The sequence below is a fragment of the Dethiosulfatibacter aminovorans DSM 17477 genome, assembly GCF_900142005.1.
GTDB classification, from domain to species: Bacteria; Bacillota; Clostridia; order Tissierellales; family Dethiosulfatibacteraceae; genus Dethiosulfatibacter; species Dethiosulfatibacter aminovorans.
On record NZ_FQZL01000045.1, the window covers coordinates 1 to 15,066 of the forward strand.

Sequence of the window (15,066 nt, forward strand, 5' to 3'; positions counted from 1 at the left end):
TGTTGTCTTACCGTGGTCAACGTGACCTATAGTTCCTATGTTTACGTGGGGTTTATTTCTTTCGTATTTTGATTTTGCCATTTAAGTTCCTCCTTTTATATAAACTTAATTATATTGTATTCATCTTTTTCAGATGCTTATTTTACTATTTCCTCTGCCATTTTAGCGGGTACTTTTTCGTAGTGGTCAAACTGCATTGAGTAATTTGCTCTACCTTGAGAAAGTGATCTAAGTACTGTTGCATAACCGAACATTTCTGAAAGCGGTACAAATGCATCAACTACCTTGATACCGTTTCTGTCTACAAATCCTTCGATTCTACCTCTTCTTGAGTTTACATCACCCATTACATCTCCAAGGTACTCGTCTGGAGTCAATACTTCAACCTTCATGTAAGGCTCAAGTACTACAGGATTAGCTTTCTTTGCAGCATCCTTGAATGCCATCGATCCGGCAATCTTGAATGCCATCTCGCTTGAGTCAACTTCGTGGTATGTTCCATCATAAAGTGTAACCTTGAAGTCGATTGTCGGGAATCCAGACATAACGCCGTTTTCTGCAGATTCCTTTATACCGGCTTCTACAGCAGGAATATATTCCTTAGGAATAGCTCCTCCAGTAACCTTGTTGACGAATTCAAATCCAGCACCTGGCTCTTGTGGCTCGATAATGATCTTAACGTGTCCGTACTGTCCTTTACCACCTGACTGTCTTGAGTATTTGCAGTCAACATCCGCTGTTCCACTGATAGTCTCTTTGTATGAAACCTGTGGTTTACCAACGTTGGCTTCAACCTTGAATTCTCTAAGAAGTCTGTCTACGATGATTTCAAGGTGCAATTCTCCCATTCCAGCTATGATAGTCTGGCCTGTTTCTTCGTTTGTATATGTTCTGAATGTAGGGTCTTCTTCAGCAAGCTTCTGAAGTCCTATACCCATTTTTTCCTGTCCTGCCTTAGTCTTAGGCTCTATGGCAACCTCGATAACAGGCTCAGGGAATTCCATTGATTCAAGGATAACTATACTGTTTGGATCACACAGAGTGTCTCCAGTAGTAGTCTGCTTGAAACCAACAGCTGCTGCGATATCTCCAGCAAAAACCTTGCTTATTTCTTCTCTCTTGTTGGCATGCATCTGAAGAATCCTACCAACTCTTTCCTTCTTGTTCTTGGTAGAGTTGATTACATAGCTTCCAGACTCCATAACTCCTGAGTAGACTCTGAAGAAAGTGAGCTTTCCAACAAATGGGTCTGCCATTATCTTGAACGCTAGTGCAGAGAAAGGAGCGTCGTCAGACGATTCTCTTACTATGGGTTCTCCTGCTTCGTCAGTTCCAGTTATTGCATCTACGTCAAGTGGAGACGGCATAAACTCAACAACTGCATCTAGAAGAAGTTGTACACCCTTGTTCTTGTAAGCCGAACCACAAAGTACAGGGATGATATCAACTGCAATAGTTGCCTTTCTGATAGCCTCTTTGATTTCAGCTACTTCTATTGCTTCACCTTCAAGATATTTCTCCATAATTTCTTCATTGTAATCAGAAATTGCTTCCAACATCTTTTCTCTGTACTCTTCTGCCTTGTCTACATAGTCTGCAGGTATTTCAGTTATTTCAATCTCTTCGCCAAGATCATCCTTGTAGATTCTTGCATTCATCTCAACAAGGTCGATGATACCTACAAAGTTTTCTTCAGCTCCTATTGGATACTGAATTGGAACAACATTGGCTTTAAGTCTTTCTTCCATTGTTCCTACTGAATATTCGAAATTTGCTCCCATCTTATCCATTTTGTTTACAAAACAGATTCTTGGAACCTTGTATTTGTCAGCTTGTCTCCAAACCGTTTCCGATTGTGGCTCAACACCGTTTTTGGCGTCAAAAATAGCTACAGAACCATCAAGAACCCTTAGTGATCTTTCAACTTCAACTGTAAAGTCAACGTGTCCCGGTGTATCTATTATATTTATCCTAGTATCTTTCCAAGCACAAGTAGTTGCAGCGGAAGTTATTGTTATACCTCTTTCCTGCTCTTGTTCCATCCAGTCCATTTGAGACGCACCTTCGTGTGTTTCTCCAATTTTATGAATTCTACCTGAGTAATAAAGAATTCTCTCAGTACAGGTAGTTTTACCTGCATCTATATGCGCCATTATCCCTATATTTCTTGTTCTCTCTAAAGGATATTCTCTCACAACTTTCCTCCTATCTGCAATGGTAAAATGACAATCATTTTACCATCTGAAACTAGCAAATGCTTTATTCGCTTCTGCCATTTTATGAGTGTCTTCTTTCTTCTTGACACTTGCGCCTGTATTGTTAGCCGCATCCATAAGCTCTTTTGCCAGTCTTTCTTGCATGGTTCTTTCCCCTCTCTTACGAGTGTAAGTAATCAACCATCTCAAACCTAGTGTCTGCCTTCTGTCAGGTCTAACCTCGATTGGCACCTGGTATGTAGCTCCACCAACTCTTCTTGCTTTAACTTCAAGAACAGGCATGATATTGTTCATAGCTTTGTAGAATACTTCCTTTGGATCTTCTCCAGTCTTTTCTTCTATCATTTCAAAAGCTCCGTACACTATCTTTTGAGCAACACCTTTCTTACCATCCAGCATAACTGAATTGATAAGCTTAGTAACAATCTTGTCTTTGTATATTGGATCTTCCATCACTGGTCTTTTGGGTATATGTCCTTTTCTTGGCACTACGCTTCCCTCCTTAATAAAAATTTAATTCATAGGTACTCGACATTCACTGTCGATAATACGACAATCATGTCGTGGTGCACAAAATGCTGAAATATAAAACTTTATATCTATATTTAAGGCTTTAACGCATCAAACATAATCGCATTATGTGCCGTATTTACTTAATAATTTGTTTCTTAATGTCTGTTTCTCAAATGACAATGAGCCTATTTTTTAGGTCTCTTTGAACCATACTTTGATCTTGACTGATTTCTGTTGTCAACACCTGAAGTATCAAGCGTACCTCTAACAATATGGTATCTAACTCCTGGCAAGTCTTTTACTCTACCGCCTCTAATAAGAACAACACTGTGTTCCTGAAGGTTATGTCCTACTCCACCGATATAAGCTGTTACTTCATTACCGTTTGTAAGTCTTACCCTGGCTATTTTTCTAAGAGCTGAGTTAGGCTTTTTAGGTGTAACAGTTTTTACAGTTGTACAAACACCTCTTTTTTGTGGTGAGCTAGTTTGAACGAATTTCTTCTTCATTGAGTTGTAACCCACATTTAGAGCTGGTGATTTAGATTTCTTTTCAGATTTCTTTCTACCATTTCTTACCAATTGGTTAATAGTTGGCATCCAAGCACCTCCTTGTTTTATTTTATAACAGCAGCTACAGCTGCGTTAACATCAATATTGCAGATTTCACCCAGTTTCTTCATATTTTCAACATATATTATCTCAATGTTTTTTTCATTGCCTACACGGATGATATCCACTACTACATCTTCATCGGCGTCTTTCGCAATGTAGATGCACTCCACTTCATTTTTCTGAAGGGATCTTTCAGTTTGTTTTTTCCCGATAATCAATCGGTTGAGTTTTTTATATTTTTCCAACTCCATCTAATCACCTCTTAAACACTATGAAGATTATATGCCTTGCAGCATATAATCTCCCATAATTTCATAATGATTAGAAACACTCGAATATTTTAACACTTGACATTTTCCATGTCAATAAAATTTTAAAGTAATTTTATATTAACAATGTTAATTTTTTGGTCTCTTTATTCATTATCAGATAATTCAATCTCTGACGGTTCTGCCAATACTTCTTCAACACCCGGCACTTCATCCTCATCCATATCCTCGTCCAAGGATTCTGTATGTATCACTACATTTTCATACTTCTTCATTCCCGTACCGGCAGGTATAAGCTTACCTATTATTACATTTTCCTTAAGACCCATAAGTCTGTCGACCTTTCCTTTTATGGCTGCGTCTGTAAGTACTCTTGTAGTTTCCTGGAATGATGCTGAAGACAGGAATGAATCTGTAGCAAGTGATGCCTTTGTTATTCCGAGAAGAATTCTTTCACCTTCCGCCTTTTCCTTCCCTTCGGCTTCCAGCTCTTCATTCTTTTCAATGAAGTCAACATAATTTACAAGACTTCCCGGAAGATGATCCGAATCTCCTGCATTGTCTATCTTTACCTTGCCTATCATCTGTCTGATGATTACTTCTATATGCTTGTCATTTATATCAACACCCTGCATTCTGTATGTTCTCTGAACTTCCTGAAGAATATACTCCTGCAGTGCCAGTATGCCCTTGATTTTCAATATGTCGTGAGGATTGATCGAACCCTTTGTGATTTTCCCGCCAAGCTCAAGGAATTCACCGTTTGAAACCTCTATGATGGCACCGTATGGAATATTGTAAGTCTTTGATTCCTTGGTTTTCTCATCAGTCACAACGACTTCTCTCTTCTTCGGAGTTTCGTTTATGGTTACATAACCTTCAAGCTCGGATATAATAGCCAGACCTTTAGGCTTTCTGGCTTCGAAAAGTTCTTCTATCCTTGGAAGACCCTGAGTGATGTCGGCTGCTGCTGCAATACCACCAGTATGGAAGGTACGCATTGTAAGCTGTGTACCAGGCTCTCCGATTGACTGGGCTGCTATGAATCCGACTGCCTCTCCAATGTCAACAAGCTTTCCGTTCGCAAGGTTTCTACCATAACACTTGGTACAAACACCATGCTTTGTCTTACATGTAAGTATTGACCTTATCTTAACGGATTTAATGCCTGCATCCGTAATTTTCTTGGCAATTTCCTCAGTCATCATTTCACCATTGGCTATGATCACCGAACCATCATTAGGGTCTACTACGTCTTCAAGTGTATATCTACCAACAAGTCGTTCATAAAGGTTCTCTATGACTTCACCTTTGTCTATGAATGCTTCAACAACCAATGCTTCGGTTGTTCCACAGTCGTCTTCCCTTATAATCAAGTCCTGACTTACATCAGCAAGCCTTCTTGTAAGGTATCCGGAGTCAGCGGTTCTAAGAGCCGTATCCGCGAGACCCTTTCGGGCTCCCGTTGATGAAATAAAGAACTCAAGTACCGACAATCCCTCACGGAAGTTTGACTTAACGGGTATCTCAACGGTATGTCCAACGGCATTTGCCATAAGACCCCTCATTGCAGCAAGCTGCTTGATCTGGTTACGGCTACCTCTCGCTCCTGAATGAGACATGATGTAAAGACTGTTAAGCTCACCAAGATTTTTCATAAGTTCTTCGGTAACTTCTTCTGTAGTTTCATTCCAGATTCTTATAACATTCTCATATCTCTCGTCATCGGTAAGAATACCTCTTCTATATTTCTTCTCATAATCAAGAACCTGTTCTTCCGCTTTCTTCATCAATTCCTTCTTGGCTTCAGGGATCTTGATGTCGCTTACAGAAACGGTTATGGCTCCAATTGTAGAGTAGTGGAATCCTTTCTCCTTGATTGAGTCAAGTACTTCCGCTGTCTTTGTGTTTCCGTGCTTTCTAAAGCACCTGTCTATTATGTCACCAAGGGTTTTCTTTGTAACAAGACTGTCAACTTCAAGGGAATACTTGTCCTTTTCCCTGTCCACATATCCCAGGTCTTGAGGTAAATCCTCGTTGAAAATGAATCTTCCAACTGTACTTTCCACCAGCTGTCCCGGATCATTTTCATCCAGTTTCACTCTCACCTTTACAGTAGCATGTATCTCTACAACTCCGTTGTAATATGCCAGGAACATTTCGTCATAGTCCTTGAATATCATGCCATCGCCCTTACAGTTGTCTTCGCCTATTGTCATATAGTAGCTACCAAGAACCATATCCTGAGTAGGTGTTGTAATAGGCTTTCCATCCTTAGGTGCAAGAATGTTGTTGACAGACAGCATAAGGAATCTTGACTCCGCCTGGGCCTCTACTGAAAGAGGAACGTGAACAGCCATCTGGTCACCGTCAAAGTCCGCATTGTATGCCGTACATACAAGAGGATGAAGCTTAATCGCTTTTCCTTCAACCAGCACAGGTTCGAATGACTGTATACCAAGCCTGTGAAGGGTAGGAGCCCTGTTAAGCATCACAGTATGTCCCTTGATGATATCGTCAAGTACATCCCATACTACTGCATCAACTCTTTCCACTTTCTTCTTGGCGCTTTTTATATTGTGTGCCAGATTGTCTTCAACCAGCTTTTTCATAACAAAAGGCTTGAAAAGCTCAAGTGCCATCTTCTTTGGAAGACCACACTGATAGAATTTAAGCTCAGGACCGACAACGATAACAGAACGTCCCGAGTAGTCAACCCGCTTACCAAGAAGGTTCTGTCTAAATCTACCCTGCTTTCCTTTAAGCATGTCCGAAAGGGATTTTAAAGGTCTGTTTCCAGGACCTGTTACAGGTCTTCCCCTTCTTCCATTATCTATAAGAGCATCTACAGCCTCTTGAAGCATTCTCTTCTCATTTCTTACGATGATGTCAGGTGCCCCAAGATCCAACAGTCTTTTAAGTCTGTTGTTTCTGTTTATTACCCTTCTGTACAAATCATTCAAGTCAGAAGTTGCAAATCTTCCACCATCAAGCTGAACCATAGGTCTAAGCTCAGGAGGAATAACCGGAACTGCATCCATAATCATCCATTCAGGCTTGTTGCCGGATTTTCTGAATGCTTCTATAACTTCAAGTCTTCTTGTAATTCTAACTTTCTTCTGTCCGCTGCTGTCCTTCAGTGATTTTCTAAGTTCAACGGATTCACCTTCCAAGTCAACAAGCTTTAGAAGCTCTTTGATAGCTTCCGCACCCATAGCAGCCTTGAAGGCATTTCCATAGACTTCCCTGTACTCTCTGTATTCAAGCTCAGATAAAAGTTGCTTTGAAGAAAGAGGCGTACTTCCACCATCTATTACAATGTATTGGGCAAAGTACAATACCTTTTCAAGAGATCTTGGAGACATGTCCAAAATCAAACCCATCCTACTAGGTATTCCCTTGAAATACCAGATATGGGATACCGGCGCTGCAAGGGCAATATGAGCCATTCTCTCTCTTCTTACCTTTGATTTTGTGACTTCGACACCACATCTGTCACATACTACACCCTTGTATCTTACTCTCTTGTATTTACCACAGTGACATTCCCAGTCCTTTGTAGGACCGAATATCTTCTCGCAGAACAATCCATCCTTTTCAGGCTTTAGAGTTCTATAGTTTATTGTTTCAGGCTTCTTGACCTCACCGTAAGACCATTCTTCGATCTGCTCAGGTGACGCAAGGCCTATTCTTATAGCTTCAAAATTATTAAAATCCATGCAGGGGTTCCTCTCCCTTCATTATATTATTCTTCAATCTCTTCTACTTCCATGCCTTCAGTGTTTTCATCGAATGTTCCTTCTCCGATTACTTCAATGATTTCCTCACTGATTGTTTCAGGTTCAGTATCTTCCGTCAGTTCTATTTCGGAATTTTCCCCAGAAATTATCTTTATGTCAAGGGCCAAACTCTGAAGTTCCTTTATAAGTACCTTAAACGATTCCGGAATGCCAGGCTTAGGAATATTTTCACCCTTCACTATGGCTTCATATGCCTTGACCCTTCCCGTAACATCATCAGATTTTACAGTAAGCATTTCCTGCAGAGTATGGGCTGCACCGTATGCCTCAAGTGCCCAAACCTCCATCTCTCCGAATCTCTGTCCACCAAACTGAGCTTTACCTCCAAGAGGCTGCTGAGTTACAAGTGAATAAGGTCCCGTTGACCTGGCATGTATCTTGTCGTCAACAAGGTGGTGAAGTTTTAGCATGTACATATATCCCACTGTTACAGGACCGTCAAATGCTTCTCCGGACCTTCCGTCCCTTAGCTTGATCTTTCCATTGGAAGGATATCCCGCCATTTCAAGGGCTTCAAATATATCCTTCTCCTTTGCTCCGTCAAATACCGGTGTAGCAACGTGCCATCCCAGTTTCTTCGCAGCCATTCCCAAATGAACCTCAAGAACCTGTCCGATATTCATACGGGAAGGTACTCCCAGCGGGTTAAGTACAACCTGCAATGGAGTTCCGTCAGGTAAGAACGGCATATCCTCTTCAGGCATTATTCTGGAAATAACACCCTTGTTACCGTGTCTACCACACATTTTATCTCCAACGTTGATCTTACGTTTTGTTGCTATATAACATCTTACAAGTTTATTCACACCAGGATTAAGTTCATCCCCGTTCTCCCTTGTAAAGACTTTTACATCGACGATTATTCCTGCCTCACCGTGAGGAACCCTCAGGGAAGTGTCTCTTACCTCTCTGGCCTTTTCACCAAAGATTGCTCTAAGAAGTCTTTCCTCTGCCGTAAGCTCAGTCTCTCCCTTAGGAGTAACCTTACCTACGAGTATATCCCCAGGCTCAACCTCTGCACCGATTCTTATGATACCTCTTTCATCAAGGTCCTTAAGGGAATCGTCACCTACGTTTGGAATGTCTCTTGTTATTTCCTCAGGACCAAGTTTTGTATCCCTTGCCTCTGATTCATATTCTTCTATATGTATGGATGTAAGTACATCGTCCATAACCAGTTTTTCATTAAGGAGGATGGCATCCTCGTAATTGTATCCTTCCCAAGTCATGAATCCTATTAGAAGGTTCTTGCCAAGGGCTATTTCACCATTGTCCGTAGAAGGACCGTCAGCAATTATCTGTCCTTTCTTCACCTGTTGACCCTTCTTGACGATAGGTCTCTGGTTGATGCATGTACCCTGGTTGGATCTTATGAACTTAAGTATTGGATAATTGTCTATAGCACCGTTGTCGTCTCTCTTGATGAGAATCTTTGCAGTCTCGACAGACAAAACAACTCCATCATTCTTGGCAACTACAACAGCTCCGGAATCCTTCGCAGCCTTGTGCTCCATTCCGGTACCGATAATAGGCGCCTCTGTCTTCATAAGAGGAACAGCCTGCCTCTGCATGTTGGCACCCATGAGGGCTCTGTTGGCGTCATCGTTCTCAAGGAAAGGTATCATTGCCGTACCTACGGATATTATCTGCTTGGGCGATACGTCCATGTATCCAACCTTTTCTCTTGCCACGATTTCCGGCGCACCACTGTTACCCCTAACAACAACCCTTGTATTTGCGAAGGTTCCATCCTCGCTTAAAGGTTCATTGGCCTGGGCACATATATATTCATCCTCTACATCTGCAGTAAGATAATCTATCTGGTCAAGTATGACGCCTGTCTTCTGGTCAACTTTTCTATATGGCGACTCAAGGAATCCATACTCGTTTATCCTTGCATAAGTTGCAAGGGAAGTGATAAGACCGATGTTTGGTCCCTCAGGAGTCTCTATAGGACACATTCTACCATAATGGGAATGGTGAACGTCTCTAACCTCGAATCCAGCCCTGTCCCTGCTCAATCCTCCAGGTCCAAGAGCAGACATTCTTCTCTTGTGTGTAAGCTCTGCAAGCGGATTTGTCTGATCCATGAACTGTGAAAGCTGCGAACTTCCAAAGAACTCCTTGATGGCAGCCGCTACAGGTCTGATATTCATAAGAACCTGCGGGGTAACAACTTCTATGTCCTGAATAGTCATTCTTTCCTTGACTACTCTTTCCATTCTTGAAAGACCTACTCTCACCTGGTTTTGCAGAAGTTCTCCAACAGCTCTTAGTCTTCTGTTTCCAAGGTGGTCTATGTCGTCAGTCTTTCCGGTTTCCTTGAACAAACTGAACTCATAACTAACAGAAGCCATGATATCATCTATTATGATATGCTTAGGTGACAGTTTTCTGTAGTTTTTCTCAATTGCATCCTGAAGCTCGTCCATATCGGTATACTGCTCCATCAATTCCTTGATTACAGGATAATAAACCTTCTCTCTGAGTCCAAGCTTCTTGAAATCAATAGGAAGTTCCAGCAATTCAGGATATACAAATCTGTTTGTAAGAATTTTTACCTTCTCTTCGTCCTTGTTAAGCACTTCAATACTAAATACACCTGCAGCTTCAATTCTTGCTGCAGATTCCCTCGTGATGAGTTCACCTTCCGATACGATGATTTCTCCAGTTTCTTCATCTATTATATTGTGTGCAGCAACCTTTTCGGCCGCTCTGTTTTCCATACCCAGTTTCTTGTTGAACTTGTATCTACCAACTCTTGCAAGATCATATCTCTTGTGATCAAAAAACAAGCTGTTGATTAAAGATGTAGCACTATCTAATGTTGGGGGTTCACCTGGTCTTAGCTTCTTATAGATTTCAATAAGAGCTTCGTCTTTGTTAGTTGTACTATCCTTTTCCAAGGTCTTCAATATTTGTTCTGATTCTCCAGTCAATTCAATGATTTGAGAATCTGTTTCACATCCCATAGCCCTTAATAAGATTGTGATAGGAATCTTTCTTGTCCTATCGATCCTGACGTAAACTATGTCATTTGAGTCAGTTTCGTACTCAAGCCATGCTCCTCTGTTTGGAATTACAGTTGAAGAAAACAGCTTTTTACCCGTTTTATCTCTCTCAACACCAAAATAGACACCTGGTGATCTTACCAGCTGACTTACAATAACACGTTCCGCTCCATTGATTATGAATGTACCACGTTCCGTCATTAGAGGAAAATCACCCATGAACACTTCTTGTTCCTTTATTTCGCCAGTTTCCTTGTTTATGAGTCTTACCTTTACTCTAAGTGGTACCGCATAAGTAGCATCTCTCTCCTTGCACTCAAGTTGCTCATACTTTGGATCTCCATCCAGTGAATAGTCTATGAATTCAAGGATTAAGTTTCCTGTATAATCCTCGATAGGAGATATGTCGTCAAATACCTCTTTCAAACCTTCCTCAATGAACCAATCATAGGAATTCTTCTGAACCTCAATCAAATCAGGAAGTTCCAAAACCTCACCGATTTTAGAGTAACTCATGCGCACTCTATTGCCAATTTTAACAGGATGCAGCATCTTTTCACCCCTTCACTATATTTTAAAAGAAAAAAAAATCGCGCAGTTCTACAATCAAATTATAATTTTTACATACAATTTTCATGCCAATATTTATTATCTACGCAATTTAAAATACTATCATGTTTTACTTTTATTGTCAATCATTTTTTTGAAAAACTTCATTTTTATTTTATAAAGTTTTTTTAAAAAACAAATAAGTGAGTTTTTGGAAAATTTCAACCTCTAGTCAGTGCCAATTCCAACATACTCACAAATAAACCTACCACCTTTACAACTGCCTTTTTTGTAAAATAAAAGAGCTTAAAAAAGCTCTTTTATAGTTTTAGTATAAAGTCGAATTACTTAACTTCTACTGAAGCACCAGCTTCTTCAAGCTTAGCTTTCAAATCTTCAGCTTCTTCTTTAGCAATTCCTTCTTTAACTGCCTTTGGAGCATTGTCAACTAATTCCTTAGCTTCCTTAAGTCCAAGACCAGTCACTTCTCTAACAACCTTGATTACTTTGATTTTTCCTGATCCAGCGTTGTTAAGGATTACATCAAACTCAGTCTGCTCTTCTGCACCAGCTGCTTCTCCACCAGCTGCTGGAGCTGCTGCTACTGCCATAGGAGCTGCTGCGCTTACGCCAAACTCTTCTTCTAGAGCCTTTACTACTTCTGATAATTCCAATACTGTAAGTCCTTTTACATCTTCAATTAGTTGAGTTACTTTTTCACTTGCCATTTTTATTTCCTCCATTAATTTAAAATTCGTTTTATGCTTGCTTTTGTTCAGCAATTTGGTTAAGTGCGTATACAAGGTTTCTCATATTGCCTTGCAGCACATTTGCAAATCCAGAAATTGGTGCATTCAAGCCGCCAAGAACTTTTGCAATAAGTACTTCTCTTGATGGGATGCTAGCCAGTGCCTTAACACCTTCCACATCTATGATGTCTCCATCGACTATACCTGCTTTTATTTCAAGCTTGTCATTAGCCTTTGCAAACTCACTGGTCACTTTTGCGGCGCTTACAGCATCTTCCATGCTGAATGCTATTGCACTTGGTCCTTTAAGGTATTCGTTGAAAGCTTCAAGTCCGGCTTCCTTAAAAGCGAACTTCATCATGTTGTTCTTGTAGACTTTGTATTCAACGCCGGCTTCACGGTACTTGTTTCTAAGCTCCGATACCTCTTCAACGTTCAATCCTCTATAGTCAACCAAAACCACCGACTGAGCTTTTTCGATTTTCTCAAGAATTTCCTGAATGATTTGTTTCTTTTGTTCGATTATTGCTTGATTCATAGGTTTACACCTCCTTAAGCTCAATATAGAATTCCCAGGACATCAGGTCCTTTGAATATAATAAAAAAGGTTTCTCCGCAGAACGAAGAAACCATTAATTGCCTTAATACAATCACGTTTCACCTCGACTGGAAATTAAGCTTTCGCACCAGTTGTCTGCGGTAAAAATATTTTATTGACTACGGTAGTATAACATCAAGTACTTATGATGTCAACAGTTATTAGTCAGATAATTTTGCAGCGTTGATTTTTATTCCAGGACCCATTGTGCTAGTTAGCGTAACACTCTTCAGATACTTTCCTTTTGCTGCAGACGGCTTGGCCTTTACAACAGCATCTATCAACGTCTTAATGTTGTCAGTAAGCTTTTCTGTACCAAATGATTTCTTTCCAACAGGAACGTGAACAATTGCAGTTTTGTCTACTCTGTATTCAACCTTACCCGCCTTGATATCATTGATTGCATTTGCTATATCCATAGTAACTGTTCCTGATTTAGGGTTTGGCATCAAACCTTTAGGTCCAAGTACTCTACCCAGTCTACCAACAACACCCATCATGTCAGGAGTAGCTACTGTAATGTCAAAATCAAACCAGTTTTCTTTTTGGATTTTATCAGCATATTCAGCTCCACCGAAGTAATCAGCGCCTGCCTCTTCTGCTTCCTTGAGCTTGTCGCCTTTAGCGAAAACCAAAACTTTTTTTGTCTTTCCTGTACCGTGTGGTAGAACTACTGCACCTCTAACCTGCTGGTCAGCGTGCCTTGGATCTACACCAAGTCTAATGTGAAGTTCAATAGTTTCATCAAAATTTGCTTTTGCTGTCTCTTGAACCAATTTGATAGCTTCATCCAAATCATAAAGATTCAGCTTGTCGAAAGCTTTTGCACTTTCATTATACTTCTTTCCTCTTTTAGGCATATCATTTCCTCCTTGTGGTTTTAGCGGACTTCGCCTCCCACTATTTGCCAATTATTAGTCTTCTACAACTATACCCATGCTTCTTGCAGTACCTGCCACCATACTCATTGCAGCTTCTACTGTATTGGCATTAAGGTCCGGCATTTTAACTTCTGCGATTTCTCTAACTTTATCTTTAGAAATAGTTGCGACCTTGTTCCTGTTTGGTTCACCAGAACCACTCTCGATACCAATAGCCTTCTTTAGCAATACTGCTACTGGAGGGGTTTTAGTAATGAACGAATAAGATCTATCTTGATATACAGTTAATACAACAGGAATTATCATACCTGCCTGATCTGAAGTTTTTGCATTGAATTCTTTACAAAATCCCATAATATTTACACCGTGTGGTCCTAATGCAGTACCAACTGGTGGAGCTGGAGTAGCTTTACCTGCAGAGATTTGCAGCTTGACTACAGCGATTACTTTTTTTGCCATGTTTGCACCTCCTCATTGTTTGTGGTTAATCGGTTTTACCCTCCCACTATATGGTATCTATAAAAAAGTATTAAACTTTTTCTACCTGCTCAAAATCCAGTTCTACAAGTGTTTCTCTTCCGAACATGGATATGAAAACCTTAAGTTTTCTCTTCTCTTCGTGGATTTCGTCCACAGTTCCCATGAAGTTCTCAAAAGGACCGTCTGTAACTTTAACAGCTTCGCCTTTCTCTATGTCTATCACAGGCAACGCTTCGCTTACTCCCAAAGCCTTGACTTCAGTGTCCGACAATGGAATCGGCTTGGTTCCCGGTCCGACAAATCCCGTGACCCCCCTGGTATTTCTAACCAGGTACCATGAATCGTCTGTCATTATCATCTTTATGATCACGTATCCAGGGAATTTCTTCTTTTCCTTGATTTTCTTTTTACCGTCTTTTACTTCAACGTGCTCTTCAGTAGGCACACGCACTTCGAATACAATATCCTGCATTTCCCTGTTTTCAACCAACTTTTCTATATTGGCCTTAACCTTGTTTTCATGACCTGAATATGTATGAACCACGTACCATTTTGGTCCTTCTGATCTTTGTTTCATAATTAAGCGGACCTCAAAATGGCCCTACCTCCCTTAAACAAATATACCAAACAAATTATGAAAAATAACGTCAAGTCCCCATACAACCAAAGTCATAAGAGCAACAGCAACAATAACAACTACTGTATATGTCATTAATTCTTTCCTTGTTGGCCAGGTTACTTTTTTAAGCTCGGCTCTGACACCTTTAAAATAGCCAGACATTCTGCCTGTCTTTTTTACACTTGTATTTGCAGCCATTTTTTCACATCCTTGAGATTATTTTGTTTCTTTATGCAATGTATGAGTCTTGCAGAATTTACAGTATTTCTTCATTTCGATTCTTTCTGGGTTGTTTCTTTTGTTTTTCATTGTATCATAGTTTCTTTGCTTACACTCAGTACATGCCAATTTGACTTTTGTTCTCATTACTACACCTCCAACACTTCATCTATATAAACATAAGTTTCCAATTTACCCATTACCTAATATAAATTATCATAAAAGTTTTTCCATGTCAAGAAGAAAAGAATTACATTTAAATATAATTTACCCAGTATTATTATTGGATAAATGCACATTAAATTATAACACCCCCTGAACAAAAATCAAACAACAATTTACACAATTTTTAAAAAAATTTACAGATAATTCTTAACGCTTTCCATCTTTTGGTTTCATCAGTCAAAATAACACTGCATCAGGGCAGCAAAACAATAGAAAAGGCAGGTCATGCGACCTGCCTTGAATGTTTGCATTTAATGGAATTACTTGATTATTTGAGCAACAACTCCTGCTCCAACTGTTCTTCCACCTTCTCTGATCGCAAA

General features: G+C 40.0%; 13 protein-coding genes and 1 other annotated feature. All 13 genes read right to left on the reverse strand.

Annotated elements, in window-relative coordinates:
- Window positions 1-137 precede the first annotated feature (137 nt).
- Window positions 138-2,195, reverse strand: coding sequence for an elongation factor G (gene fusA / locus BUB05_RS17305; RefSeq protein WP_281258006.1), 2,058 nt, complete (start codon window positions 2,193-2,195; stop codon window positions 138-140).
- A gap of 39 nt (window positions 2,196-2,234) precedes the next feature.
- Window positions 2,235-2,705 carry a 30S ribosomal protein S7 gene (rpsG, locus tag BUB05_RS17310; protein WP_073050906.1) on the reverse strand — a complete coding sequence of 157 codons (471 nt, stop codon included), beginning with the start codon at window positions 2,703-2,705 and terminating at the stop codon, window positions 2,235-2,237.
- A gap of 209 nt (window positions 2,706-2,914) precedes the next feature.
- A complete protein-coding gene (gene rpsL / locus BUB05_RS17315; protein ID WP_073050908.1) occupies window positions 2,915-3,328 on the reverse strand; it encodes a 30S ribosomal protein S12 in 414 nt (137 codons plus the stop codon).
- Window positions 3,329-3,345: 17 nt separating this feature from the next.
- On the reverse strand, window positions 3,346-3,594 hold the full coding sequence (locus BUB05_RS17320) for a ribosomal L7Ae/L30e/S12e/Gadd45 family protein (RefSeq protein WP_073050910.1): 249 nt from the start codon (window positions 3,592-3,594) through the stop codon (window positions 3,346-3,348).
- A 164-nt stretch (window positions 3,595-3,758) separates the two neighbouring features.
- A complete protein-coding gene (rpoC, locus tag BUB05_RS17325) occupies window positions 3,759-7,331 on the reverse strand; it encodes a DNA-directed RNA polymerase subunit beta' (protein ID WP_073050911.1) in 3,573 nt (1,190 codons plus the stop codon).
- 26 nt (window positions 7,332-7,357) lie between these two features.
- Window positions 7,358-10,975: a DNA-directed RNA polymerase subunit beta gene (rpoB, locus tag BUB05_RS17330; protein ID WP_073050913.1), complete on the reverse strand. Its 3,618-nt coding sequence runs from the start codon at window positions 10,973-10,975 to the stop codon at window positions 7,358-7,360.
- Between the two features lie 341 nt (window positions 10,976-11,316).
- Window positions 11,317-11,700 carry a 50S ribosomal protein L7/L12 gene (rplL, locus tag BUB05_RS17335; RefSeq protein ID WP_073050915.1) on the reverse strand — a complete coding sequence of 128 codons (384 nt, stop codon included), beginning with the start codon at window positions 11,698-11,700 and terminating at the stop codon, window positions 11,317-11,319.
- A 31-nt stretch (window positions 11,701-11,731) separates the two neighbouring features.
- Window positions 11,732-12,259, reverse strand: a complete 528-nt coding sequence (gene rplJ / locus BUB05_RS17340; RefSeq protein WP_073050917.1) for a 50S ribosomal protein L10 — start codon at window positions 12,257-12,259, stop codon at window positions 11,732-11,734.
- Between the two features lie 53 nt (window positions 12,260-12,312).
- Window positions 12,313-12,439 (reverse strand) — a sequence feature (ribosomal protein L10 leader region).
- Window positions 12,440-12,480: 41 nt separating this feature from the next.
- A complete protein-coding gene (rplA, locus tag BUB05_RS17345; protein WP_073050919.1) occupies window positions 12,481-13,179 on the reverse strand; it encodes a 50S ribosomal protein L1 in 699 nt (232 codons plus the stop codon).
- A gap of 54 nt (window positions 13,180-13,233) precedes the next feature.
- Complete coding sequence (gene rplK / locus BUB05_RS17350) at window positions 13,234-13,659, reverse strand: 50S ribosomal protein L11 (RefSeq protein ID WP_073050921.1); 426 nt, start codon at window positions 13,657-13,659, stop codon at window positions 13,234-13,236.
- A gap of 70 nt (window positions 13,660-13,729) precedes the next feature.
- Window positions 13,730-14,257 carry a transcription termination/antitermination protein NusG gene (nusG, locus tag BUB05_RS17355; RefSeq protein ID WP_073050923.1) on the reverse strand — a complete coding sequence of 176 codons (528 nt, stop codon included), beginning with the start codon at window positions 14,255-14,257 and terminating at the stop codon, window positions 13,730-13,732.
- Window positions 14,258-14,290: 33 nt separating this feature from the next.
- Window positions 14,291-14,497 carry a preprotein translocase subunit SecE gene (gene secE, locus BUB05_RS17360; protein WP_073050924.1) on the reverse strand — a complete coding sequence of 69 codons (207 nt, stop codon included), beginning with the start codon at window positions 14,495-14,497 and terminating at the stop codon, window positions 14,291-14,293.
- An 18-nt stretch (window positions 14,498-14,515) separates the two neighbouring features.
- Entirely contained in the window at window positions 14,516-14,665 is a 150-nt protein-coding gene (rpmG, locus tag BUB05_RS17365) for a 50S ribosomal protein L33 (RefSeq protein ID WP_073050926.1), read from the reverse strand.
- Window positions 14,666-15,066 lie beyond the last annotated feature (401 nt).